The following is a 22912-nucleotide window of genomic DNA, read 5'->3' as shown; positions in this document are numbered from 1 at the left end:
GAAATGGGGCAGATTCGGCTCTTGGTGATGCGAGCCCCAACTTCCCAACTTACGGCTTTTGGGGTGCCCTGAGCGCCAAAAGAAGATACTCGCCGACATGCTTTTCCGCGATGTCCTGTGCAGACGAAAGCTTGATGTGGCGGCGTAACTTGCCTTCACCCTCAAGTACCTTGAATTTGTCCGGGAGAGATGCGCCCGCACCAAACTCCAGCGAAACGTGCTTTGCATAAGAGAAGATGCCGCAAAAGGGCTTCTCGGCTGAGAACAAAATGCCACCGTATTTCACTTCCTCGGAGATAAAGGAGTCCAAACCAAGGATGGCTTTTCTCAGTGCTTGCACAAGCTCGAAGCGCTCAGGATCGAGAAGACGCATGTCTTCGAGTAGTTTTGAGATGCGTTCGGTGGGCATGGTGTCAGAACTTTTCAGTGGTGAGCGTTACGCCAAAGTGGTTTGTTATGCACGTGCAGCAATATTGATTGCCTGTCCCTGGTTTCTTTGCATTATTTCGATGGCGCGCTGCAGGTTCTTGGCTGAATCTTGGTCGTTGCGTGACCGCGCTCCTTCGACACCCAAGCGCGCCTTTTCAACGAAATTGAAGCGCTCGAAATCTGTAGACATATTGACCGGTTGGCCGGTCGCTACGGATATCTTCATTGTCATCCCCAAGAAAGGCGAACTTTCATCGAGCGACATTTTTCCACTGCGAATTTGGTCGTTCATCCAATCGAACATTTCCTGACGGGTCATGCTGGTGAAATCTGCTGGCTTGACGGTAGATGTTTCGGTCTTGGCCGCCGTTAGCGCTGCGGAAAACGACGTGGAGTTGGTATGTGCCTTGCCGGGCGTCGGTGTGCGCTGGTTGGTGTAAAGATTGGGCGTTTCTGTGCTGATTTTCATGGAATGTTCCTCTCGCCTGCGGGGATGTGGCAACGCTTTGTTTTGGGAGAAGCGTGTTGCTCCCTAACTTGGTGTTGCGACTTGCACTGCAGCATACGTACAGAGGAAGCCTATGTCTATTGGGTAGGTCGTCCATCTGATTCCACGGGCTTTGCCATCCAGCAACAATAATCCGCGATAGTTGAACCTGAATTTTCTACTTATGGAGTTGCGAGTCGATTCCGGAGTGCACGACGGTAAGCTCCGGCAGAGATGGCAAGTGCGATGATGACGAGGGCCGCGGCGACGGCGAAGGTGATCCGCATACCGGTGGCAACGGCATCTGAGGGCGCTGTTGCAATGTCATTCGACGCGGATCCGTAGGCGAAGACTGCGCCCATGACGGATGCGCCGGTGATAAGCCCGAGGTTGCGCGACAGGTTAAGCATGCCGGAAATGGCACCGCGTTGCTCCGGGCTGACGTCTGTCATCACGGCCGTGTTGTTGGCTGTCTGAAAGAACGCGTAGCTGGTGGTAATGACGACGAGGGGTGCAAGGTAGCCGGAGATGCCGAACAACATCGGCAACATGGATAGCGTGATGGCGCCGGTCGCCATACCGATGAGTCCTGTTGTGGTAACACATTGGGTGCCCAGTCGGTCTGTCAAACGCCCCGCAGGTGCGGCGGTTAGCGCAGCTACCGCCGGGCCGACCGACAGGACGAGTCCAACCATTGCCGCGTCAAGTTCCAGCGAACGAGAGAGATAGAACGGCCCGACCACCAGTGTCGCCATCATCACTGTTGAAACGAGGGCACTGGTAGCCAAGCTTGCACTCAGCTCAAGCTTGCGAAACATCGCCATTTGGATCAAGGGTGATTTGGTTCTTGCTTCGGCAAACATGAAAAGACCAGCGCCGACAAAGGCAACCAAAAGCAGCACCATGTTGAGCCGACCGAAACTGCCTTGTCCGATAGTCATCGCCAGCGCATAGGCGGCAAGCGTCAGGGCCAGGAGTAGCGTGCCTGTCGCGTCGAAGCCAGTGCGCTCCATTTTCGCTTTCCTTTGATCAACGGGCAGGTAACGATGGGCGAGATAGAGTGTGAGCGCCCCCAGCGGCAGGTTGATGAAAAATATTGCCCGCCAACCAAACCCGGCAATCAAGGCGCCACCAAGTGATGGGCCAAGCGCGGTGCCAACTGCCGACATCGTTCCCAGCAGGCCAATGGCACTGCCTGTTTTTTCCTTCGGCACTGTCTCGCCGACGAAGGCCATGGCGAGGGCCATCATGATTGCTGCGCCAAGCCCTTGCAGCGTCCGCGCAGCAATCAGCAGCCACAGGGTTGGCGCCATGCCGCAGAGGAGCGAGGCCAGCGTGAACAATGAAACTCCGATCAATAGCAGCCTTCTGCGACCAACGATGTCACCTAGCCGTCCGGCGCTGACAATCAGGGTGGTGATGGCGAGCAGATAGGCGATGACGATCCACTGGACTGCCTGGAAGGAGGCATTGAACGCCTCCGCCAGGCTCGGCAAAGCCACATTGGCAATACTCGTACCGAGTGACGACAGCAGTACGGAAAGCGCCAGGCTGGCCAGCGTCCAGCGCACTGACGGCGTCGTTTCCGCGCGTCGAGACGCCGTTTCAATGTGTGCTGCAACGATTTTTTTCACCGTGAACTCCTTTCAGGTAGTGCGCTTCCGCTGGGGCTATCTGAATCCTAGGCCCTTGCATGACATGGCGGAAGACGCAGCATTTGCAGCTTATAAATGCATATGACGCCATATATTGAATAAACACTGCTATCGTTGCCCCATGTCTCGACCTGATCTGAACCTGCTGTTCACCCTTGATGTCTTGCTCGCCGAAGGCAGCGTGGCACGCGCTGCCCGGCGGCTGCGGCTCAGCCCGTCGGCGATGAGCCGGGCGCTGGCGCGATTGCGCGAGACGACGGGCGATCCGTTGCTGGTCAGGGCTGGGCGCGGTCTCGTGCCGACGCCGCGCGCCATCGAACTGCGTGAGCGCGTCGGCCAACTGGTGCAGGATGGGGAGGCAGTTTTACGCCCGACCGAAAAGCTCAATCTCAAACAACTGGAGAGAACCTTCACGCTGCGGACCAGCGAGGGTTTTGTCGAAAATTTCGGGCCGGAGTTGATCGCCCGCGTCGGCGAGGAAGCACCCGGTGTGCGCCTGTGCTTCGTGCAAAAACCGGACAAGGACAGCAAGCCGCTGCGCGACGGGCTGGTCGATCTGGAAACCGGTGTTGTGGCGCAGACGACAGCGCCGGAACTACGTGTGCAGGCCTTGTTCCGGGACCGTTTCATTGGCGTCGTCCGCATGGGACACCCGCTGAGCCAAGGGGAAGTCACACCTGCCCGCTATGCGGCTGGACGACATGTCTACGTCTCGCGTCAGGGTGTGGACAAGGGGCCGATTGATGAGTCCCTGAAGGCATTCGGGCTGGAACGGAAGATCGTCACCATCGTTGGCGGATTTTCGACGGCGCTGGCTCTGGCTCGTGCCTCGGACCTGATCGCCAGCGTTCCCGAACGACATACCGGAAACCTGCGCGCCGGCATGCATAGCTTCCCCATTCCGGTTTCCACGCCAGAGATCACGGTTTCATTGCTTTGGCACCCGAGACAGGATGCCGATCCCGCACATCGATGGCTACGCAGTCAGATCAGAGATGTCTGTGCTGCGCTGAGATGATTGGTCCGATATTGACAGAGTCGAGTGTCGGGTTCTGAATCATTTTTCAGTCATTCTTGACTCTCCGCTATCTCGGTAGAAATCTCTCATTTAGCAGCCACCAGCCTTTTGCCAGGCTGCCAATTCAGCCGGATCGATAAAGGTTTCCAGGCGATTGATGTTGCCGGGCAATTGCTTGCCTTCCCATTGTTCGGTCGCCCAGCGTTTGACGTTGGCGCGCAATTCGCCGTGTTCGATGGCATGGGCCAGGCGGGTTTCCATCTCGTGCGCCTGCGCGGCGTCGGAAACCAGGGTCAATGCGGCCTGATGCAGAGTCAGCGGATTCGTATTGCTCATGATTGCCTCCAGTGGGGACGATGCATGACTAATTTAGCAGATACCCGCTACGACAGCGCAGTTGCCGCCAGGCTCAAATCATCGCGCCGTTGATCGAAATGATCTGGCCGGAAATATAGGCGGCTTGGTCGGAAGCCAGGAAAGCCACCAGATTGGCGACTTCCTCCGGTTGGCCGGCGCGCTGCATCGGCACCAGCTTCTTGATCGCTTCGCCATCGAAGCTGCCTTCAATCATGTCGGTGGCGATGATGCCCGGTGCGACGGCATTGACCGTGATGCCACGGCTGGCCACTTCCAGCGCCAGCGACTTGGTGGCGGCGTGCAGCGCGCCCTTGGCCGCTGAATAATTGACCTGGCCCCGGTTGCCGGCAATCGCCGCGACCGATGAAATATTGATGATGCGACCCCAGCGGGTGCGGATCATTGGCAACGTCAGGGGTTGCGTGACATTGAAAAAGCCGTTCAGCGAGACGTCGAGGACGCTGTCCCACTGCTTGCCGGACATGCCGGGAAATACTGCGTCGGCGTGGATGCCGGCGTTGTTGACCAGGATCTGGATGCTGCCAGCGTTGAGCAACTGCTCAAGCGTCGCTGCGCTGGCAGATCGGTCGGTGATGTCGAAACTGATCGCTTCGGCACTGCCGCCATTGGCGATGATCTCGGCTGCGATAGCGGCAGCTTTGTCCGGATTGCGGTTGGCGTGGACGATGACGTGATGGCCGTCGGCGGCCAGGCGCCGGCAGATTGCGGCGCCGATGCCGCCGCTGCCGCCAGTGACGAGAGCACGTTTCATGAGACGGGTTTCTCCAGGGAACTGGCGTCGAGGACCACGGCGGCGCGCCCTTCGAGCAGGCAACGTCCTTCGTGGGCGACGGAAAAAGAATAAAGGATGGTATTGCCGTCGCCGGACAGGCGTTCGGCCTGCACGTCGAGTGCGCCGGGCAGATCGTCGAGTCGGCTGGCATGCAACTGCACGCCGCGCACGCTGGTCAGGTAGCCTTGGCGCGGTTGATCCCCGGTATCGGCCAGCAATGCGCCGTGTACGGCCATCGCCTGTGCCGCGTATTCAATACCGCTGGCGATGCCCAGCCGGTTGTCTGCGCGCAACGGATTGGCTGGGTCGGTGTGGCTGACGGCGCGGCAGGAAATTGCGTCTGCCGACCAGTCGACCACAGTATCGAGCAGGCACATGTTGCCTTGATGCGGAATATGGGCGGCGATCCAGGCGCGATCTGGCACGACTGTCAGCACGGCGCGATATCGATCTGCAGTTGCATCGGCGGCAAGTAATCCAGGCAGACCGAGCCGCCCTGCCCGTTTGCCAGTTTCTGCAATAACGGTAGCGAGCGGAGTGCAGGAATTGTCGTGCGCAATTGCTCCAGCCCGGCATGGGCCAGGCGGTCTGCCGGTGCGCTGGATGAGCTGACGGTGATCGCGGCCAGTGAGCGCTGGCTTCGTGCCGGCGTGAGCAAAAGTGCGATACCGCCGCAATCCGGTGTGTCGCGCTTGGCGTGCAGCGGCTCAGGATATTCGCTGTCGTAGGCGATGAGCAGGATGGCTTGTTGATCGACCACCAGTTGGCCGAGTGCATCGAGCAAACCGGCGCCAAAGCTGGCATCGTAGGCGCAGATCACCTGGCAGGGGGCCATCGCATGGGTGGCGATGCCCCAGTAACCGGCGGCTGCGTTGTGCACGGAATTATGGAAACGCGTTGGTGAAATCTGCCGGTCGTCGGTCGCCAGTTGTTCGCATAGCGCGTGGCAGTTGTGCCCGTCGGCGCCGGAGGCGGCAAACACCGTAGCCAGCGTGCTGACATCGGCGCCGGCATGGGCGGCGGCTTCCAGGCCGATGGCCAACGTTAGTTTGACGACCCGGCTGGCCCGGCGGCGTTCGGCCGGCGGCAGGCTGGCCGGCGTGGGCAGGATGGACGGTGCTGCGGTCAACGGCTGTTCACCGCACAAAACGGCGCGGGCGCTGGGCCAGTCCGGCAGGCCGGGGGCCAGGAATCCGATGCCTTCGATCCAGGCGGTGAGCGGTGACGTCTGGGCAAGACTCATGGTGCGATCCCGAAAATCAGGCTGCAATTGCTGCCGCCGAAACCGAAGGAATTGGACAAGGCGTGACGCACCCTGCCCTCGCGTCCGCTCAACAAGTATTGCAGGGAAATTGCCGGATCGAGCTGGGCGGTGCCCGGACTGCCCGGCAGGAATCCATCCTGCAAGGCCAGCGCACAAATCACGGCTTCAACGGCACCGGCGGCTCCCAGGGTGTGGCCGGTCGCACCCTTGGTCGAACTGCAGGGGACGCGCTGGCCGAATAGCGCACCGACGGCCTTGCCTTCGGCTGCGTCGTTGGCCGGCGTCGCTGTCCCGTGCAAATTGATGTAATCAATCGCGTCGACCGCAAGATTGGCCGAGCGCAGCGCGGCCTCCATCGCCAGCTTGGCCCCCAGGCCTTCCGGATGGGGCGAGGACATGTGATAAGCGTCGCTCGATTCGCCGGTGCCGAGCAGCAGCACGGCGCCGGGTGTGGCCTGGTCGGCGCGTTCGAGCAGTGCAAAAGCCGCCGCTTCGCCGACCGAGATGCCATTACGTGCGGCGTCGTAGGGGCGACAAGCCTGGTTCGAGGTCAGTTGCAGCGAGGCGAAGCCGTACAGTGTGGTCAGACACAGCGTATCGACACCGCCGACGATGGCGGCATCGATGGTACCGAGCGTCATCTGGCGTGCGGCGGCGGCGAACACCTTGGCGCTCGACGAACAGGCGGTGGAGATCGCCATCGCCATGCCTTCCAGCCCGAAATAATCACGGGTGAATTCGGCCAGCGAGAAGGAGTTGTGCGTCGTCCGGTAAATGAAGTCGTCGGGCAATGCGCCGTTTGCCGGATCGCGGCGCCGGTAGGCCAGTTCGGTCTGCAGGATGCCGGCCGTGCTGGTGCCGAGGAAGACGCCGACCCGGTCGCGACCATAACGGGCGATGGCTGCGCGCACGCGGTCGGCAAAACCGTCGGTCTCCAGACCCATTTGGCTCAGCCGGTTGTTGCGGCAATCGTAATGGGCCAGCAATTCCGGCAGTTTTTCGTCGTCGACCGCAGTAACTTCGCCGATCCAGGTATCGAGATTGACCGATTCGAAATTGCAGGGTTGCAGCCCGCTATGCCCCTGCTGCAAGACCTGCCGTGTCGCCGCGAGACCACGCCCTAGGCAGGTGGTGGCAGTGAAGGAAGAAAGCACAAAGGGAGTCACGTTGATGCCCGGAACGAAGTGGCGGCAATTTTAGCAAAGTGACATGCGCAATGGCCGTCAAGGATTTTTTGCTGACCGGATATCCTGCCCCGGCTGTCAGGGCAGGCTGTTCAGATGGCGTATGCGTTCGCTGGTATCCGGGTGTGAGGCCAGCCAGCCGTCGGCGTGATCGATTTCGTGGTGTGCTTTGGCCAGCTTTTCCAGTGCGCTGCCGAGCGCCGCGGGGGAACGGCCCTGGCGGCGCAGCGCGTCGATGGCATAGCTGTCGGCTTCCCGTTCCATGTCGCGCGAGTAGCTGGCGGTAACGGCGAGCGAAGCCAGGCCGGCCGTCAGCGATGAGAGGTCGCCAAGGTAGGCTGCCGTGACCGCGGCGACGACCGATGACTGGATCAGTTGGCGCAGCCCGTGTTGGTGGCGCACATGGCCAAGTTCGTGCGTCAGGACGGCAAGTACTTCCGCATCGCTGGCCGGCATATCCACCAGTTCGTCGAGCAGGACGACTTGACCGTCCGGCAGGGCGAAAGCGTTCGGACCGATTTTCGGGGCGCGGCGAAAATGCAGTTGCAGGCTGGCGTTGTATTTCGCCAGTTGCGGATCGGCGGCCAGCAAGGTCTGGAATCCAGCCCGCAGTTCGTTTTGGCGGTGGGCGGCCAATTGGCTTGGCTGCAACAGATTTTGGTCGAGAGCCTGCAAAGTCTGGCGGGAAAGCTGCTGCACGGCGCCGTCGGGAATCATCGGGGCGAGCGCCCTGGCTCCCCAGGGCAGCCCCCATTGGTAAGCGGCGACCAGCAGCAGGATGACGCCGAACAGGGTGGCCAGGCTCCAGTGCCAGCGCGCCTGGAGTTGTACAACCGGCGAATTCTGGTGGCCGAGCCGTTCGAGCAAGGCATCCAGTTCCCACCCTTGGGGGAGTTCGCAGTAGCTATCGTCAGGCAGGCGCAGGACGCGGGGGGCACTGCCCTGCGGTTCGGAAATATGCAATTGTGCCAGGCTGATCCGTCGTTCGCCTTCCTGGCTGCGCAGAATCAGGCAGCCGGGTTCGGCAAGCAGATGGCGGGTCTGGCGTCGTGAGCTGCGGCCATCGAAATAGGTGGCTTGCATGTTCAGATGGCGATATCCAGATCGAAGGCATCGGCAATTTCCTCGCCGACCGCCTGGTGCTGCCTGACCGCCTGGCCGATGAAATCGTCGAGGCTGCTGTGGCTGATCAGGGCAGTATGTTGCGCCCGGTAGGCGGCCAGCCGGATTTTTGCCCAAGGCCAGTAAAGCCCAAGGGTCAGCAGGATGAATAGCCAGTTGGTCATTGACAGGAAAAGCAAGCCAGCGAATGCCTGGTCGCTGGCAAAACGGTGTTCGCCGATCCGGCTGTGGCGCCAGACTAGATTGACCATGCGGACCTGGATGTAGGACGGGATGGCGACCTGGAAGAACAAATACACCACGATCACGAGAATGATGATCTGGATGATCTTGCCATCCAAGAACAGTGCCAGCAGGCCGCCGCCTCCGACACCCATCAGGACAAAGACAATGCCAAGACCCAGGATCAGTGCGCCAGCCATCAGCACGGCGCGCAGGAAAATTCCATAAAAGGCGCCGAGAGATGGATTGCTGGCGCAGCGTTCGCCGCCGAATGAAAGATTGTTGAGTTGGAACAGTTTGATTTGGCGGATAAAGGCCGGCAGGGCCAGGCCAAGGGTAATCAGGGTAAGCAATCCGTAACCGAGGAAGACCTTGCAGGCCGCTTTGTAGCTGCCGTGGAAATCGAAACGCAGGCCGCGATACGAAGTATTGCGTGCGCGGAAAACGAAGGAACGCAGCATCAACCAGGGAAGCACGGGGAGCAGCACGAGTACCGCCACCCAGTAAAACATCGGGCCCAGCTTATCCAGAACGCCCAGGATTAATAGCATGCTCCAGGCGATGCCTCGGCCTTTCAGGATCGCTTTCGGGTCGCCGTGGTAATCGAAGCCACTGCCGTCAAGCAGCGTGTTGCGGTGGAAATACTGTTCGCGACGAACCTTTGCCCAAGCTGAATAAATGCCCAGGGTGAGGATGGAAAGCAGCAGATTGACGATCCAGATCCGGAAATATTCGCCACCGGTACCGGTGAATGCGAAATTACGCTGTACCGGCCCACTGAATTCCGTGGGCAGGCTTGGTGCTTCTACCCGTTCTTCCTGCAAATCCCGGTCATAGGCTGCCTTGCGCTCGGGGTCGCGCAACTCGGTATAAGCGTTTTGCAGGGCGTCGAAGTCTGCTTCAGGCAGCGGCTGTGCTGCTTGCTGATGCTGGTGGAAGCGGTGCAGCGCCTTCTGGTACGCCCGATGCACCGATTCCATTGGCGCCCCTTCGGGCAGGCCCAGCGTCAGATAGTGATTGATCACGTCGGCAACTCCGCCAGCAAGGAAAGGTAGCACTGTAAATTCCTGCTATGACAGACGCAATGCCGTTCGTCGGATTTCAAGCGCTGCCGGGCGGTTGAGTGCTTTCCCGGGCGGGGTCTGGTCAAGCCGGGACCCGGCAGACCAGCATCACGTTGGCGAAGGGTTTGCCTTCATTCATGTCCATGGTGGTGACGTTGAAGCCCAGTCCCTGCAGCAGTCTTACCCACTCGTCGACCGGCCGGCCGTACAGGCGCGGCAGACGGTGGCCGCGGACAAAGGTGACGGCATGATCGACCCAGTTGCACAGGTGATACGGCAAACCGGCCGAGGCATTGCCGACGCGGGTCAGGAACAGTCCGCCGGGGGGCAATGCGGCGCGGATGCGGGTCAGTACATCTTGCTGGCCGGCGTGATCGAAATAATGCAAGGCATCGAGAATGGTGATGACGTCGGCGCGGCCAAAGTCGACCCGGCACATGTCCCCCTGGCGGATGTCGACCAGCGGGTGATTCGCGCCGAAGGCTTGTTTGGCCCGGTCCACGTCTTTTTGCATCAATTCGTAGCCGCGCAGACTCAGCGGTTTCGGCGCGGCGGCCCAGTCGGCTGGCCAGTTCCCTTGTTCGTAAAGTTTGCGTGCCGCCAGCAGCCAGCCAAACAGACTGCCCTGGCCGCAGCCGAGGTCGAGGTAATGCCCTTCGGTCGGGAAAATTCCCTGGCGCAGCAATTCGCGAAAGATGCAGTCGGATGACAGCTTGCCGCGGGCGTAGTGGTAGGCAAATTTGCCACCGCCGTGAAATGGCGAAGTGGCATCGTCGAGCAGGGTTTTCAGGAAGCTTGAATGGTTCATGAGCAGGCGTCGGCAAGCGTGACGGGCGTGAGTTGGTGTTCGGTCAGGGTAGCCAGCAGGCGGGGCAGTACGGTCAGGATGACGGCTTGGCCGTCGGTGCTGCGCGCCGCATGGCCGTCGTGCAGCAACAGGATGTCGCCGGGGCCGAGGTTTCTGGTCAGACGCTGCAAGACCGTTGCCGGATCGCCGCAGCGTGTGTCGTACGGTCGACGGGTCCAGGCGGCCAGTTTCAGGTCGAGGCGATGCAGCACCGGATCGAGAAAGGGATTGCGCAAACCGGCTGTGGCGCGGAAAAAATGCGGTGCTCGTCCGGTGATGTCGGCCAGCGTCGCCTGCGCGGCGGCAATATCGGCCTGCATACGGCGGGGACCGAAGGTGGAAAAAACTTTTGAGTGCGAGTCGCCGTGATTTTCCACGCAATGGCCGCGGGCAACGATTTCCCGGCACAGCGCCGGGTTTTCACGGGCGCGCCAGCCGATGCAGAAAAACGTCGCTTTGGCGCCGGCAGCATCGAGCAGGTCGAGGACTGCAGGCGTGACTTCCGGGTCGGGGCCATCGTCGATGGTCAGGGCAATTTCCCGGCGCCCGACAGCGCTTTCCGGTAGCCGGGTCAGATTCGGCCCGAGCAATGTCGAGCGCGGCAGCAGGCCGGCGGTTGTCAGCAGGGCATGGTTGGCCGCCAGGGCGCCCAACGCCCAGGGCCAGAGCGCGGGGGCGGCCAGCAGCGCCAGTCCGGCGGCGCCGTGCAGGGCAAAACTGGCTTTCAGGGTCGGCGATGGGGTCCAATGACGCGGCATGCTTGGGTTAAAAATCAGGCAAAAAAATGCGGTGCAAAATGGGCCGAGCGGACGAAAGCCGCCCACAGTTGCTGCCAGGCCGGCCAATCGTGCCCGCCGGGCACCGTGTGTCTGGCGCTCGGCGGGAAGCAGTCGGCCAGTTGCCGCATCCCATCGGCAAAGCGATCTTCCGTGCCATAGCCGATAAAGACGGGGCATGTTGCGGGTAGCGCGGCAGTGGGCGTTGGGTGCGGCGGCGTTTGCTGAGACTTCAGCCAGTGCCAGACGCGGAATTCCGGATCAGTGAGTTGTTCCGCCGTGGCTTGCCAGTTCGCCAGTCCACCGGCCGCCTTGATCGCGCCGCTGGTTAGCCGGCTCCCCGGATACGGGGCGAGCAGGCACAGGCCGGCGATGCTTTGTGGCTGGTCGGCCGCTTGGGCGAGCGCCAGCAAACCGCCGAGGGAAATACCGCCCAGCCAGAGCTGGCGATAGTGTGGGCGCGCCGGTTCGAGAATGTCGTGGCGAACGGCAGACAAGGCCTGGCCGCTGGAAATGATCGCCAGATCGAGGTCGACCGCACAAAGATCGAGCGTCGGCAGATGGGTTTCGACCATTTCGAAAAAACCTGCTGCAACGAAATCTTCCGGCCGCATGTAGGCGCCGGGTAGCAGGACCAGCAGGTCGCGGCCCCCTTGTTCAAGGCGCAGGCTGCGCAGTGCTGGGGCTGTCATGGCGTCAGCCTGCCGTTTCACGTGGAACGAACATGGCGGCGAGCAGCAGGGTCAGGACGGCGCCTGGCCCGACGGTCAGGCCGATGGCGTTGAGTACCGGCACGGAAGAGAGGCCGAGGGTACCGAAGCCGATGGCGGTGGTCAGGTTGGCGACGCCCATCGAGGCCAGCGTTTCGGGGTTGAGGGCGCTTTGCCCATCGGCGCGATTGAAGAACAGCGTGTAGTTCGAGCCGACGGCGATGATCAGCAAGAGGCCGATCAAGTGCAGCAGGTGCAGGCGCTGGCCGCTCAGGTGCAGGCTGGCCACCACGAAGAGCGTGGCGATTGCCAGCGGTAGCAGGACGCTGGCCAGCCGGCGTGGCGAGCGCAGATTGAAGGCCAGCAGAACGATGATGCCGACCACGCCGGCCAGCGACAGCTTGATCGCTTCATCCAGATAATCGCTGTACAGCGTGTCGAACTCGCCTTTCATGTCGATGAACAGGGCATCGCTGCCGACCAGCGCCGCACGAATTTGTTCGGCTGGTATCTGCAATTCGTCGGCGCTGGCGGCTGGATGGAGTGGCAGCAGCACACTCCAGCTATCCGGGCGTTGCAGCATCAGTGAGTCCACGGCCAGCGCCAGATTGCTGCCGTTCAGGTCGTCACGCTGCAAATCGGGCGCCTGGCGGGCGGCGGCAACGTCTTGCAGAAAGGGGGCCAACTTGTCGGCCGATAGCGGCAGATCCTGGACGGCCTGGCCCAGTCGCTCGCGTAATATCTCGGCCGCGGGCAAGGCGGCGCGTCGGGCCGCCTGGGTGGCCTGACTGGGCAGGAAACGGGCCGGGTTGTCGTAGCTGCCGATGATGCCGGCTTCGACCAGTCGGTCGAGTTGGCGGCCGGTACGTTCGGCGGCCTGCAAGGCCGCTTCGCGGTCGCGGCCGGTGACGACGACCAGATAGCGTGAATCGGGAGCGCTGAGATCAGCCCGCAGTTGGCCGTCGATGATCGAGTCGGCTGCGCTGACCGTGCTGAGCGCCGACAGGTTGGGATGCCACAGATTGTCGCGCTGGTTGAGCAGCCAGAGGCTGGCGATCAAAGCCAGGATCAGGGTCGGCCAGCGCAGTTTTTGCAACAGCGTGATGGCCCGGTCTATCATCGTCTGGCTCAGGCTTGGCGTGCGGTCAGCTAGCGGCCCGGCCAGATCCGGCAGGATGTAACGCGTGGCGAGTGCGGCAGTGAGGATGCCAGCCAGTGCATAGAGGCCGAGTTGGGCGAGTCCGGGGAAGCCGGAAAACAGCAGCGCGCCGAAACCGCAAACCGAGGTGGCAACGCCGAGCCGGATGGTTGGCCAGAAACGCTCGCGCCAGGCTTGCGCACCGAGGCGTCCGGATTGCATGAAGTAATAGGTCGAATAATCGACCGATTCGCCGATCAGCGCCGCCCCGAAGCCGATGGTGATGCCGAATACCGTGTCGTGCACCAGACCGACGGCGACCACGCCGGCCAGTGTGCCGCTGACCACCGGCAACATGCCGAGCAGCATCAGGCGCGGCGAGCGATAAATGAAGAGCAGGACGGCGATGATCGCCAGACTGCTGATCAGGCTCAGGCGGAAAATTTCTTCCTTGATCAGTTCGCGGGATTCCACGGCGAAATGCCCCGGCCCGGAGAGCAAAAGATTTACCTCGCTGGCGCCGGTCGACCGCGATATTTCAGCAAAATGGCTGCGGATGGCCTGAATCGCTGCTGCCTGGCCGTCGGTGTCGGAACCGTGCGCGCGTGTTTGCACCAGCAGCATGGCGCGCTCACCATCGCGTGAGGCCCAGACGCCTTCCTGGCTGGCCGGTTGGCTGGCGGGATTGAAGGCGCCGAGCAGCGCAGCCATTTCGCCGGTCGGATCGCGGGTCAGGAAGGGTTTGAGCAACATGCCGGCCGGCGAAGTCAGCAGGTCGATGCTGTCGGAAATTGCGCCGCGCAGGCCGTCTTCCGTAAACCGTTCGGCGCTGATGCTCGGGCTGAGCTGGTAGCGATGGGCCAGCAACAAATCGCGGTCGTTATCGAGACTGCCGGCTTCACCATTCTGGACCGAGACGAATTCCGGCATTTTGGCCAGTCGACCGCGCAATTCGCGCGATACCGTCGCCCGCTGAACGGCATCGCCGCCCGCGATGCCGAGCATCAGCAAGCGCGATACGGCGCCCTCCTTGATTTGTTCAATCAAGACTTCCTGTTCTGCGCTGGGCTTGGCTGGCAGGAAAAAACTCATGTCGGCCGAGAAGCGACTGTTCCAGGCAATGACGCTGCCGGCCAGCATGGCCAGCAGCCAGATCAGCAAGGCGCGCAGGGTGGTTCGCTTCATGGTGTGACGATGGGTTCGATGCTGAGTAGCGAGCGGTCGCCATCGGCCTGCAGGTATTCGATGCTGCGCACTTGGCCGCGACTGCCGCTGACGACGATACGCAGCACGATGGCGGCAATTTTCTGCTCACGCGGCAACATGGTCAGCACCCACTTGTCTTCCGTTCCCGCCAGGTGCAACGCATAGTTTTTTTCCAGCGCGGCACGGTTGCCGGCCAGCGTGCCGCGGATGCTGTCTACGAAAGCCAGGGCTTCCGGCTGGCTGGCCAGGTTGATCGAGAATTTCTGCTTCTCGCGTTCCAGCGTCAGCAAATCCTTGTTCAGGATCAGGGTTTCCAGCTTCGGCGTCAGTGTGCGTTTTTCCAGGCGGTCCGGCGCGGTGTAGGTCATTTCTCCGGTGGCGACGAGTGGCTTGTCGAGTACCGCGAGGAATTTTTTCTCGACGAACCTGGCGGTGCCTCCCGGATGTCGGGCCAGACTGTCCATCAGCTGTCCGAGATCGATGGCGGCGAAAGCCGGCGCAGCGAGCAGCATGATGAGCAGGGTGAACAGCCCGTGAAGTAGCCCAATGCGCAGGCGTTTGATCATTTTTTTATCCAGAAATCGAAGAAGTTGAACCAGTTGTAGGGCGCGGCCCGGCAATGGTGACTCAGCCGGTCGGCGTAATGCTGCATGGCGCAGCGGATTGCCGTATCGCGCTCGGGGCGCGTCACCGTCGAAAAGTCGGCCAGAGGCTCGAAGTGTATTTGATAACGATTGCCGCCGAGATATAAGCCGGTCATGAAAAACACCGGCCGGCGCAACATCGCCGCCATGCGCCAAGGGCCGAGCGGGAATGCGGCCTTTTCGCCGAGAAAATCGCAGTCGACCGCAGAATTTTCAGCCAAGCCCTTGCCGCCCTGCCCTTGCTCGCCCAACTGGCGGTCGGCCAGCATGCCGACCAGGTAGCCCTGCTCCAGCTTGTCGCGAGCCAGCAGCATCGAATCGATGCGGCCCAGCGGCAGGATGTCTTCGCCGGCCTTGGGGTTGATCGCCTGCAAGGTGGCGTTGATCTTGCGGGCATTTTCTTCATACATCAGCATGGCGACCTTGAGCCCGGCCTGACCTCTGCCGACGGCGCGCAAGGCTTCAAAACTGCCGAGATGGGCGCCGATCAGCAGGGCGCCGGGTTGCCTGGCCAGCGCCGCCTGCAGGGCTTCGGCGCCAATGACTTCGATGTCGAACAGGTCGAAACGGTCATTGAGCAGATATATACGGTCGTGGATGGTGCTGGCGAAACTGAAGACATGGCGATAGCCATCGGTCCATTCGGCCCAGCGACCGAGCGCGCGGTGCAGGTAGTCGCGGCTGGCGCGACGGGCCCGTGGGGCAAACAGCACGTAGTAGGCGGCGATGCCGTGCAGGACCAGGCGGCCGACGGTCCGGCCGAAGGTCAACGAAATCCATACCATCAGCTTCAGGATGGCCAGGTTGCTGCGTTCTTGCTGACGGCGCCAGTCGCCGCTTGGCGTCGTTTCCGGTTTCATGCGGCAGGCGGCATCAGGCTGCCGCTGGCGACCGGGCGCTCGGCGGCGTGCACACTGAAGGCGATGCTGCCGCTCGATTTGCGTTGCAGTGTGAAGTTTAGTGTTTCGCCGGGGCCCACCGGGCTGAGAAACTTGGCATTGCTGATTTGCCAATGACAATCTGCCTGTCCGCTCAGTTGTTCGGCAAAAAGCATCGCCTGATCAAGGAGAACGACGCCGGGCACGATAGGGCGACCGGGAAAGTGGCCGGCAAATGCCGGATGGTCGGTGGGCACCGCCCAGACAAAGCACTGTTCAATCATGGTCGGTGGTTCGATGCAGCAAGGCTTGTAGCGACTGGCGCGGCAGTTTGCCGGTGGGGTTGCGCGGCAGGGCATCGACGAAGCGCAAGGGGCGCGGCAGGAAGACCGGATCGATGCGCTGGCGCAATGCAGCGAGCAGTTGGCGGGATTCCAGCGTGGGGGCGACGACAAAGGCCGCCAGGCGGGTAATGCTCGCACCCGGTGCTTCGTCGGGCAGGAAAAATGTCGCGTCGAGCACGCCGGGAATCGCGCTGATCTGGTGGTTCAGCCAGGCCAGCGAAGTCCGCTTGCCGGCGATGTTGATCAAGTCGGCATGGCGCCCGAGCAGGCTGAATTGCCCGTTGTCGCGCAGTGCGATCAAGTCACCGAGCGGCACCCGCCCCTCGACATGACCGCCGCTGGCCCAGGTGCTGTCATCTTCCTGATCCAACTGCACGCCGGCCAGCGGTTGCCAGTGCTCTCCCGTCACGGTACGCCGGCTGGCCAGCTGGCCGCTTTCGGTCGAACCGTAGATTTCGTACAACGGGGCAGCACAACGCTGTTCCGCCTGGGCGGCCAGTTCGCCGGACAAGGGGGCGGTGGCCGAGAGCAGCAGATCGAGTGGCGGCAATTCGATCTGGGCAGCGAGCAGCGCCGACAGGTGAAACGGGGTACTGACCAGCAGGCGCGGCTGCGGCACGGCGGCCAGTGCTGCCGCGATATCCTGCGGGTAAAAGGGCTTGCCGGCCCAGAAGGTGCATCCGCCATGCAGGGCCAGCAGGAAGGTCGATTCAAACCCATAACTGTGCTGGACCGGTACGGTGCCGACGATGGCATGCGGGCGCTCAAGCAAACCCAGCGCTTGGGCGCCGGCCTGGCCGTTGCGCACCAGCTTGCCCCAGGTTTTTCGCTGGGCTTGCGGCAGGCCGGTCGAACCGGAAGTGAACAGGATGGCGGCCAGCGTGTCGCTGGGAAAATCGGGCATTTTCGTGACTTTTCTGCGGTCGACCGCAGAAAGGTCGGGAAAATGCAGACAGGGCAAGGCGCCAGCCGCAAATTCCCCGTCGCACAAGCCAGTGGTGCCGGGATAGTCGATGGCGATTTGGGCCAGTGTTTCCGCGGACTGCGAGGCAGGCTGCAGGCTGGTCTTGCCACAGAGCAAGCCGGCGACGAACCCGACGGCGAAGCGGTAGCGGTCCTGGCAGACGTTGAGCAGCCAGTCGCCCGGCGGCAATTGTTCGGCCAGCGCCTGCGCTTCGGCCAGAAACTGCCGGATGCTGATGGCACCGCCGGCTTGCCAGGCCAGCACGTCATCGAGCTGGCGTCCGGTGAATAGCGCATGCCGCTGCATCAATGCTCCACGGTCGTTGTGCCTTGCTGCGTGCTGGCCCGGTAGGCACGGATTGCCGTGATGAAACTCGGCCGTTCCTCAGGCGGCAACTTGCGCAGACGGACCAGGTGTTCGCCGAGAAACATCAGGCCGATCAGCGGCGCAGTCAGCAGGTTGGCATGGACGGACCAGATGGCCGGCGGGGCGAACAGAAATAATGCGGTCGACAGCAGCGCATTGGCAAAAAAGAAGATCGTCCATGCCACGGTAACTTGCCGCGTATAGCGTTGTTTGCGTACGGAAATGTCGCCGAAAACGGTGCGGGCGATGCGCGTGATCAAGGCTTCTCCGGGGCCGAGCAAGCTGCGCCCGAACAGCGTCCCGAGCGCCAGATGCGTCCCGAGGTGTTGCAGGTAGTACAGCAAGGGTACGTTGCTGCGTAGCTGCGGCCATAGCCAGGCCAGCAAGAGCAAGGCGCAGAGTCCGCCGGCCGCGCTGGCGAAGGGATTGCGTATCCGCCACAGCAGCATGGTCAGGGCGGCAGCGATGGGGAGTACGCCAAGCGCGGCGTTGACATCTGCACTGCCATTTCCGGAACTGGCGTAGTGCGCGGCGACGGCCCAGGCACCGAACAGCAGGGCAACGGCCAGGCCGCGCAGCAGTTGGGCCAAGGGCAAGCTCATTGGGTTCGCTGGCTGGCGATGTGTTCGGTCAGGCTGCGCAGCGAGGTAAAAATGCGGACGTTGTCTTCATTGTCCGAACGTAGCTGGAAGCCGTAACGCTTGGAAACGACCAGGGCGATTTCCAGCACATCGATCGAATCGAGGCCAAGCCCGTCACCCTCTCCATCGCCGAAGAGCGGCGCGTCGGCGGCGATCTCGGCGGGCGACATTTCGAGATTGAGTGCACTGATGATCAGTTCAGCAATTTCGGGCAGGAGTTGGTCGATGACTTCAGGAGTGATGGCGGCGGGCATAGGGCGTTGCTTTTGAACTTTCAGCGAGTTTCAGGCATGGCGGCGCGGAACGCGAGTACCGCGTTGCTGCCGCCGAAGGCAAAAGAATTGGAAAGTGCGGCCCGCAGGGGCTGACGACGGGCGCTTGTCACATGATCAACGCCGGCGCAAGCCGGATCAATCTCCTGGAGGTGGGCAGTGGGCGGCACGGTTTGCTCACGTAGCGCCAGCACCGTGATGATCGCTTCGATGGCCGCTGCCGCACCCAGTAGATGACCATGCATGGACTTGGTCGCACTGACTGCCAGACGGCTGGCACGGTCGCCGAAAATACATCTCAGGGCGGCGATTTCGATCGGGTCGCCCTCGCTGGTTGCCGTGCCATGGGCGTTGACGTAGTCAATCTCATCCGCTGTCAGGCCGGCGTCGGTCAGCGTGTCTTTGAGCGCCCTGATCTGCCCGGCGACTTCCGGTTTGACCAGGTGGCTGTGATCGCAACTGGTGCCGTAGCCGATGATTTCGCCATGGATACGGGCGCCGCGCGCTTGCGCATGCGCCCAATCTTCGAGCACCAGTGCGGCACCGCCTTCGCCCAGCACCAGGCCGCGCCGGTCTGCGGCAAACGGACGGCAGGCAAATGCCGCGTTTTCCGCATTGCCCGGGGCCATGACGCGCAGTGCCTCCCAGGCGCGCGCCACGCCGTAAGCCTGCGGAACATCCGAGCCGCCGGTCAGCATGATGCTTGCCTCGCCCGAGCGGACCCGGCGGAAGGCTTCGCCAATCGCTACGGCGGATGAGGCACAGGCCACGGTGTGGCTCATGCTGACGCCACCCAGACCAAGCTGGATGGAAATGTGGGCGTTGGCGGCGTTGTTCATGCCAAGGACGACGGTCAGCGGCGACAGGCGCTCCCGACCCTGCTGCCATAGTTCGCGGTAGCCTTTTTCATAGGCCAGCGTACCGCCCAGTGCGGTGCCCCAGGCACATCCCCAGCGCTCCCGCGAATCGGTTCCACTTTCATTGCCGCGCGACAAGCCGGCATTGTCCCAGGCGGCAAAAGCCGCAGCCATGCCCAGTTGGGCAAAGCGGTCCATCATGCTGGCGAGGGGTTTGCCGAGTGCTGTGTCAGGGTCGAAAGCCGGGCAACTGACGAACGGCATGGACAATGGACGCGGGACGTCGTCGGTCAAAAGGTGATGGATCGCCGATTCGCCCGCAATGAGTCGGGAAAAAAAGTCTTCAAGATCACCGCCGTAAGGACTGACCAGGCCCAGGCCCGTGATTGCCACCCGCCGTTGGCCCATGATTCAGCTCTTTTGCTCGGCGATCAGGCTGTCCATCAAGGTAACCATTTCACCTACCGTTTTGGGGGTTGCCAGTCCGCTGGAAAGCTTGGCACCGAAACGGTCCTCAAATTCGAAAATCAGTTCGAGCATCATCAGCGAGTCGACCCCTAGCTCGGCGAGGGAGGCTGCGGGAACGACACCTTCCGGCGTGACGCCGAGGCGTTCCTCGAGAAATTCGCGAATAAGTCCAATGGAATCCATAGGCTGCGGATTCTAGCCGAAAAGCAGTGTTTCAAAAATACTCGCCGGCTTGCTGTCGGCAATGGGCTGTGCGTCATCTGACCTTGGTACAACAGAAAACTTGTTTCGCATTTAATTTATTCCGATGCATAGTGCACAGCCTTTCCGGTGCTTTTCCAATCCTCGATAGCCCGACCCCTATGGATACTACGCCTTCACTCTCGCCGTTACCTTGGTACGTTCAGCTCGGTCGCCGTATTGCTACGCTGCCGCTGTTCAAGGCCATCGGCACGTCGGCCTTCATGGGGTTATTTTTCTGGGGCTATTTTTCAGTGATGGGCGGTGGTGCTCTGTTCCCGGAAGTGATCATGCCCTTGACCCTGCTCGATGACTGGATTCCTTTCTCGGCGCAGGCTTTCCCCATTTATGTATCGCTGTGGGTGTATGTTTCGCTGCCGCCCGCCTTGATGGCCGATTTTCGTTCTCTGATGTTTTTTGGCCTGTGGGTGGCTTCCTTGTGCCTTTTTTGTCTCGGTATTTTCTGGCTGTTCCCAACCGTGGTGCCGCCAACCGATATTGACTGGCTGCGCTATCCCGACATGGCCGTGATCAAGGGACTGGATGCCTCAGGTAATGCCTGTCCATCCTTGCATGTGGCATCAGCGGTGTTTTCAGCTTGCTGGTTGCAGCGAGTATTGTGCAATGTCGGGGCGCCACGTTTGCTATGTCTGGTCAGTTGGGGCCATTGTCTGGTCATCATGTGGTCTACGGTGGCGACCCGCCAGCACGTCGTACTGGATGTCGTGGCCGGCGGCTTGGTCGGTTTGGCTTTTGCCTGGCTTTCACTCAGGCATATGGGTAGAAAATTGGGTGTTCGCACGCTGTAAGGCCAACAGGAATCAGGTTTGCCGGGTGGCGTAGTAACGGCTCGGCACCTACCCGGCGATGCGATTCAGCGAGGCCATGAATTTCCCCGCATCCTGAAAGCCGACGACTTTTACCTTCTTGATTTCCTGGCCTTTGGCATCAAAGAAAATGATTCCCGGCGGCCCGAATAGCCCGAAACGCGCCAGCAAGGCCTTGTCGTCGGCCGAATTGGCTGTCACATCTGCCTTGAGCAGCGTGAAGCCGGCCAGTTTGGCTTGTACGCCCGGGTCGGAGAAGGTGAAACGTTCCATTTCCTTGCACGAGACACACCAGTCGGCGTAGAAATCGAGCATGACCGGGCGGTCGACCGCAGCAATCCGGGCATCGAGTTCGGCCACCGAGCGCACCGGTTCGAAGGCGAGTTTGGATGTTTCGCTGGCAATTGCGCCGCTGCGCAGACCGGCCAGCGGCTGCAAGGGGTCGCGATTGCCAGCCAGTGCGCCGATCAGCAGCGCGGCGCCGGTCAATAGCATGACGATGCCGATGCCCTTCCAGAAACGGGGCCAGCCTTTGGCATGCACCGGCAACGGATCCAGCGCATGCAGGTAGATGGCCGGAATGATCAGCAAGGCAGCCCAGCCGAGCATTTCGAGCACGCCCGGAATGACCGGCGAGACCAGCCACAACGCGGTGGCCAGCAGCAGCACGCCAAAGGTTTTCTTGACCCCTTCCATCCATGGGCCGGTGCGCGGCAGCAGCGAACCGCCGGCCACACCGACGGCAATCAGCGGCGCGCCCATGCCGAGCGCCATGACGAACAGTGCCGTACCGCCGAGTACCGCATCGCCGGTCTGGCCGATATAGAGCAGCGCGCCGGCTAGCGGAGCAGCGACGCAGGGGCCGACGATCAGGGCCGACAGCGCACCCATCAGGAACACGCCGATGCCGCGTCCGCCCTGCAGGTGGCCGGATTCCTCGGAGAGTTTGCTTTGCAGCGCAGTCGGCAATTGCAGTTCGTAGAAGCCAAACATCGAAAACGACAGCACGACGAATACAGCAGCGAAGGCACCGAGCACCCAGGCATTCTGCAGCGCGGCCGAGAGCAGCGTACCGGTCAGCCCGGCGGCGATGCCGATGACCGCGTAGGTGACGGCCATGCCGAGCACGTAGGCAAGCGATAGCGCGAGCGCCCTGCCCTTGGTCGCTTTATGCCCCTGACCGGCGATGATGCCCGACAGGATGGGGATCATCGGGAAGACGCAAGGGGTTAGCGAAAGGCCCAGACCAGCAACGAAAAAAAAGGCCAGGATGGCCCAGAATCCGGCATTTTTCAGCGTTTCGGCAATAATCCCGCTTTCATCGCCGTCGACCGCGCCAGACAGAAAGTCCCCTTGGACGGCAGGATTGGCACTTATCGGGGCGGCGTTGGGTGTGCTTGCCGGATCGGGCAAGTTGACGGTCAGTGTCTGGGTTTGGGGCGGGTAGCAGACTCCGGCATCGGCGCAGCCTTGCGAGATGGCGTCAAGTTGCAGCACAAGTGGGCCGGAACTGCTGCGGGTGACGGGAATGCGGATTTTGACTTCCTTGTAGAAGACTTCGACCCGGCCAAAATTCTCGTCGTCCTTTTCCTTGCCCTTGGGAATTTGCGGGGGGCCGAACTGGATCGACTCGTCCACGGGATGGAAGCGGAACTTGTCGCCATACAGGTAGTAGCCCTTGGCGATTTCATAACGGATTTCTATGGTCTGGCCATCGAGTGCCCGCGCCGATGGCTTGAAGGCAACGGCCGGATCGAGAAATTCCTGGGCGTGGGCGAGCGAGGCGAAAAAGGCGAAGAGGAGGAAAAGTGTGCGCATGATCATTGGAGTGTTTCCGTCGCCAGCCAGTTCAAATATGCCGGCAGGCCGTGGGTGATCGGCAGGGCGATGATTTCCGGTACATCGTAGGGATGCAGTTCGGCGATGCATTTTTCCAGCGCCGGGTAGTTTTTTGCGGTCGACTTGATCAACAAGGTAATTTCCGATGCCGATTCGACGTTGCCTTGCCAACGGTAGATCGATTGCATGCGCGGTAACACGTTGACGCAGGCGGCGAGTCTTGTTTCGACGACAGCGAGCGCGATGGCATTGGCCGTGGCTTCATCGGGGCAATTGGTGAGAACGATCAGGGCATCCATC

26 protein-coding genes are annotated in these 22912 nt (G+C 61.5%); 2 read left to right on the top strand and 24 right to left on the bottom strand.

From position 1 onward, the window contains the following. Positions 1-49: 49 nt before the first annotated feature. From RCI20_RS10675 to RCI20_RS10665, 3 genes are all read right to left on the bottom strand, one after another. The gene (locus RCI20_RS10675) at positions 50-409 is read right to left on the bottom strand and encodes a DUF1801 domain-containing protein (RefSeq protein ID WP_306605275.1); all 360 of its coding nucleotides are present in this window, start codon (positions 407-409) and stop codon (positions 50-52) included. Between the two features lie 45 nt (positions 410-454). Next, positions 455-898, bottom strand: coding sequence for a hypothetical protein (locus RCI20_RS10670; RefSeq protein WP_306605273.1), 444 nt, complete (start codon positions 896-898; stop codon positions 455-457). A 200-nt stretch (positions 899-1098) separates the two neighbouring features. Next, the gene (locus RCI20_RS10665) at positions 1099-2550 is read right to left on the bottom strand and encodes an MFS transporter (RefSeq protein WP_306605271.1); all 1452 of its coding nucleotides are present in this window, start codon (positions 2548-2550) and stop codon (positions 1099-1101) included. A 142-nt stretch (positions 2551-2692) separates the two neighbouring features. On the opposite strand from RCI20_RS10665, the gene RCI20_RS10660 reads away from it, so the two are divergent. Further along, positions 2693-3589: a LysR family transcriptional regulator gene (locus tag RCI20_RS10660; RefSeq protein WP_306605269.1), complete on the top strand. Its 897-nt coding sequence runs from the start codon at positions 2693-2695 to the stop codon at positions 3587-3589. A 90-nt stretch (positions 3590-3679) separates the two neighbouring features. Here RCI20_RS10660 and RCI20_RS10655 read toward each other — a convergent pair whose 3' ends face one another. The 19 genes from RCI20_RS10655 to RCI20_RS10565 form a co-directional block, all read right to left on the bottom strand. Then, positions 3680-3925: a hypothetical protein gene (locus tag RCI20_RS10655; RefSeq protein WP_306605267.1), complete on the bottom strand. Its 246-nt coding sequence runs from the start codon at positions 3923-3925 to the stop codon at positions 3680-3682. A gap of 73 nt (positions 3926-3998) precedes the next feature. Then, on the bottom strand, positions 3999-4718 hold the full coding sequence (gene fabG / locus RCI20_RS10650) for a 3-oxoacyl-ACP reductase FabG (protein WP_306605265.1): 720 nt from the start codon (positions 4716-4718) through the stop codon (positions 3999-4001). Next, the gene (locus RCI20_RS10645; protein ID WP_306605263.1) at positions 4715-5176 is read right to left on the bottom strand and encodes a hotdog family protein; all 462 of its coding nucleotides are present in this window, start codon (positions 5174-5176) and stop codon (positions 4715-4717) included. The genes fabG and RCI20_RS10645 overlap by 4 nt, the downstream gene beginning before the upstream one ends. Then, positions 5170-5982 carry a beta-ketoacyl synthase chain length factor gene (locus tag RCI20_RS10640; RefSeq protein WP_306605261.1) on the bottom strand — a complete coding sequence of 271 codons (813 nt, stop codon included), beginning with the start codon at positions 5980-5982 and terminating at the stop codon, positions 5170-5172. Before RCI20_RS10640 ends, RCI20_RS10645 begins: the two co-directional genes overlap by 7 nt. After that, the gene (locus RCI20_RS10635; RefSeq protein ID WP_306605259.1) at positions 5979-7169 is read right to left on the bottom strand and encodes a beta-ketoacyl-[acyl-carrier-protein] synthase family protein; all 1191 of its coding nucleotides are present in this window, start codon (positions 7167-7169) and stop codon (positions 5979-5981) included. The genes RCI20_RS10640 and RCI20_RS10635 overlap by 4 nt, the downstream gene beginning before the upstream one ends. Positions 7170-7265: 96 nt before the next feature. Further along, positions 7266-8270 carry a M48 family metallopeptidase gene (locus tag RCI20_RS10630; protein ID WP_306605257.1) on the bottom strand — a complete coding sequence of 335 codons (1005 nt, stop codon included), beginning with the start codon at positions 8268-8270 and terminating at the stop codon, positions 7266-7268. A gap of 2 nt (positions 8271-8272) precedes the next feature. Continuing rightward, positions 8273-9589, bottom strand: a complete 1317-nt coding sequence (locus tag RCI20_RS10625) for a DUF898 family protein (RefSeq protein WP_306605255.1) — start codon at positions 9587-9589, stop codon at positions 8273-8275. A gap of 88 nt (positions 9590-9677) precedes the next feature. Beyond that, positions 9678-10403 carry a class I SAM-dependent methyltransferase gene (locus RCI20_RS10620; protein ID WP_306605253.1) on the bottom strand — a complete coding sequence of 242 codons (726 nt, stop codon included), beginning with the start codon at positions 10401-10403 and terminating at the stop codon, positions 9678-9680. Next, positions 10400-11200 (bottom strand): polysaccharide deacetylase family protein, encoded by an 801-nt coding sequence (locus tag RCI20_RS10615; protein WP_306605251.1) that lies wholly within the window; start codon positions 11198-11200, stop codon positions 10400-10402. Before RCI20_RS10615 ends, RCI20_RS10620 begins: the two co-directional genes overlap by 4 nt. Before the next feature lie 14 nt (positions 11201-11214). Further along, positions 11215-11910 carry a hypothetical protein gene (locus tag RCI20_RS10610; protein WP_306605249.1) on the bottom strand — a complete coding sequence of 232 codons (696 nt, stop codon included), beginning with the start codon at positions 11908-11910 and terminating at the stop codon, positions 11215-11217. A 4-nt stretch (positions 11911-11914) separates the two neighbouring features. Then, positions 11915-14251 carry an MMPL family transporter gene (locus RCI20_RS10605; protein WP_306605247.1) on the bottom strand — a complete coding sequence of 779 codons (2337 nt, stop codon included), beginning with the start codon at positions 14249-14251 and terminating at the stop codon, positions 11915-11917. Further along, a complete protein-coding gene (locus RCI20_RS10600; RefSeq protein ID WP_306605245.1) occupies positions 14248-14838 on the bottom strand; it encodes a LolA-related protein in 591 nt (196 codons plus the stop codon). Before RCI20_RS10600 ends, RCI20_RS10605 begins: the two co-directional genes overlap by 4 nt. After that, positions 14835-15776, bottom strand: a complete 942-nt coding sequence (locus RCI20_RS10595; RefSeq protein WP_306605243.1) for an acyl-CoA synthetase — start codon at positions 15774-15776, stop codon at positions 14835-14837. The genes RCI20_RS10600 and RCI20_RS10595 overlap by 4 nt, the downstream gene beginning before the upstream one ends. Continuing rightward, positions 15773-16078: a 3-hydroxyacyl-ACP dehydratase FabZ family protein gene (locus tag RCI20_RS10590; RefSeq protein ID WP_306605241.1), complete on the bottom strand. Its 306-nt coding sequence runs from the start codon at positions 16076-16078 to the stop codon at positions 15773-15775. Before RCI20_RS10590 ends, RCI20_RS10595 begins: the two co-directional genes overlap by 4 nt. Further along, on the bottom strand, positions 16071-17408 hold the full coding sequence (locus RCI20_RS10585) for an AMP-binding protein (protein WP_306605239.1): 1338 nt from the start codon (positions 17406-17408) through the stop codon (positions 16071-16073). The genes RCI20_RS10590 and RCI20_RS10585 overlap by 8 nt, the downstream gene beginning before the upstream one ends. Next, the gene (locus RCI20_RS10580) at positions 17408-18070 is read right to left on the bottom strand and encodes a hypothetical protein (RefSeq protein WP_306605237.1); all 663 of its coding nucleotides are present in this window, start codon (positions 18068-18070) and stop codon (positions 17408-17410) included. Before RCI20_RS10580 ends, RCI20_RS10585 begins: the two co-directional genes overlap by 1 nt. After that, positions 18067-18363 carry a phosphopantetheine-binding protein gene (locus tag RCI20_RS10575; protein WP_306605235.1) on the bottom strand — a complete coding sequence of 99 codons (297 nt, stop codon included), beginning with the start codon at positions 18361-18363 and terminating at the stop codon, positions 18067-18069. Before RCI20_RS10575 ends, RCI20_RS10580 begins: the two co-directional genes overlap by 4 nt. Positions 18364-18383: 20 nt before the next feature. Next, positions 18384-19646, bottom strand: coding sequence for a beta-ketoacyl synthase (locus RCI20_RS10570; RefSeq protein ID WP_306605233.1), 1263 nt, complete (start codon positions 19644-19646; stop codon positions 18384-18386). Positions 19647-19649: 3 nt separating this feature from the next. Then, positions 19650-19889: an acyl carrier protein gene (locus RCI20_RS10565; RefSeq protein WP_306605232.1), complete on the bottom strand. Its 240-nt coding sequence runs from the start codon at positions 19887-19889 to the stop codon at positions 19650-19652. Between the two features lie 179 nt (positions 19890-20068). Here RCI20_RS10565 and RCI20_RS10560 point away from each other — a divergent pair, with 179 nt between their 5' ends. Beyond that, positions 20069-20755, top strand: coding sequence for a phosphatase PAP2 family protein (locus RCI20_RS10560; protein WP_306605230.1), 687 nt, complete (start codon positions 20069-20071; stop codon positions 20753-20755). A 48-nt stretch (positions 20756-20803) separates the two neighbouring features. Here RCI20_RS10560 and dsbD read toward each other — a convergent pair whose 3' ends face one another. Beyond that, a complete protein-coding gene (dsbD, locus tag RCI20_RS10555) occupies positions 20804-22591 on the bottom strand; it encodes a protein-disulfide reductase DsbD (protein WP_373691517.1) in 1788 nt (595 codons plus the stop codon). Between the two features lie 2 nt (positions 22592-22593). Beyond that, positions 22594-22911 carry a divalent-cation tolerance protein CutA gene (gene cutA, locus RCI20_RS10550; protein WP_306605227.1) on the bottom strand — a complete coding sequence of 106 codons (318 nt, stop codon included), beginning with the start codon at positions 22909-22911 and terminating at the stop codon, positions 22594-22596. Position 22912 lies beyond the last annotated feature (1 nt).

It is taken from the genome of Azonexus sp., from assembly GCF_030824335.1.
Lineage (GTDB): Bacteria > Pseudomonadota > Gammaproteobacteria > Burkholderiales > Rhodocyclaceae > Azonexus.
The sequence above is the reverse complement of the archived record's forward strand: the minus strand, read 5'-3'. Positions and strand labels throughout refer to the sequence as shown.

Coding starts and splice junctions, on each gene's coding strand:
- RCI20_RS10675 (WP_306605275.1), bottom strand. CDS start 409: ATGCCCACCGAACGCATCTCAAAACTACTCGAAGACATGCGTCTTCTC.
- RCI20_RS10670 (WP_306605273.1), bottom strand. CDS start 898: ATGAAAATCAGCACAGAAACGCCCAATCTTTACACCAACCAGCGCACA.
- RCI20_RS10660 (WP_306605269.1), top strand. CDS start 2,693: ATGTCTCGACCTGATCTGAACCTGCTGTTCACCCTTGATGTCTTGCTC.
- RCI20_RS10655 (WP_306605267.1), bottom strand. CDS start 3,925: ATGAGCAATACGAATCCGCTGACTCTGCATCAGGCCGCATTGACCCTG.
- fabG (WP_306605265.1), bottom strand. CDS start 4,718: ATGAAACGTGCTCTCGTCACTGGCGGCAGCGGCGGCATCGGCGCCGCA.
- RCI20_RS10640 (WP_306605261.1), bottom strand. CDS start 5,982: ATGAGTCTTGCCCAGACGTCACCGCTCACCGCCTGGATCGAAGGCATC.
- RCI20_RS10630 (WP_306605257.1), bottom strand. CDS start 8,270: ATGCAAGCCACCTATTTCGATGGCCGCAGCTCACGACGCCAGACCCGC.
- RCI20_RS10620 (WP_306605253.1), bottom strand. CDS start 10,403: ATGAACCATTCAAGCTTCCTGAAAACCCTGCTCGACGATGCCACTTCG.
- RCI20_RS10615 (WP_306605251.1), bottom strand. CDS start 11,200: ATGCCGCGTCATTGGACCCCATCGCCGACCCTGAAAGCCAGTTTTGCC.
- RCI20_RS10610 (WP_306605249.1), bottom strand. CDS start 11,910: ATGACAGCCCCAGCACTGCGCAGCCTGCGCCTTGAACAAGGGGGCCGC.
- RCI20_RS10605 (WP_306605247.1), bottom strand. CDS start 14,251: ATGAAGCGAACCACCCTGCGCGCCTTGCTGATCTGGCTGCTGGCCATG.
- RCI20_RS10600 (WP_306605245.1), bottom strand. CDS start 14,838: ATGATCAAACGCCTGCGCATTGGGCTACTTCACGGGCTGTTCACCCTG.
- RCI20_RS10595 (WP_306605243.1), bottom strand. CDS start 15,776: ATGAAACCGGAAACGACGCCAAGCGGCGACTGGCGCCGTCAGCAAGAA.
- RCI20_RS10590 (WP_306605241.1), bottom strand. CDS start 16,078: ATGATTGAACAGTGCTTTGTCTGGGCGGTGCCCACCGACCATCCGGCA.
- RCI20_RS10585 (WP_306605239.1), bottom strand. CDS start 17,408: ATGCAGCGGCATGCGCTATTCACCGGACGCCAGCTCGATGACGTGCTG.
- RCI20_RS10580 (WP_306605237.1), bottom strand. CDS start 18,070: ATGAGCTTGCCCTTGGCCCAACTGCTGCGCGGCCTGGCCGTTGCCCTG.
- RCI20_RS10575 (WP_306605235.1), bottom strand. CDS start 18,363: ATGCCCGCCGCCATCACTCCTGAAGTCATCGACCAACTCCTGCCCGAA.
- RCI20_RS10570 (WP_306605233.1), bottom strand. CDS start 19,646: ATGGGCCAACGGCGGGTGGCAATCACGGGCCTGGGCCTGGTCAGTCCT.
- RCI20_RS10565 (WP_306605232.1), bottom strand. CDS start 19,889: ATGGATTCCATTGGACTTATTCGCGAATTTCTCGAGGAACGCCTCGGC.
- RCI20_RS10560 (WP_306605230.1), top strand. CDS start 20,069: ATGGATACTACGCCTTCACTCTCGCCGTTACCTTGGTACGTTCAGCTC.
- dsbD (WP_373691517.1), bottom strand. CDS start 22,591: ATGCGCACACTTTTCCTCCTCTTCGCCTTTTTCGCCTCGCTCGCCCAC.
- cutA (WP_306605227.1), bottom strand. CDS start 22,911: ATGGATGCCCTGATCGTTCTCACCAATTGCCCCGATGAAGCCACGGCC.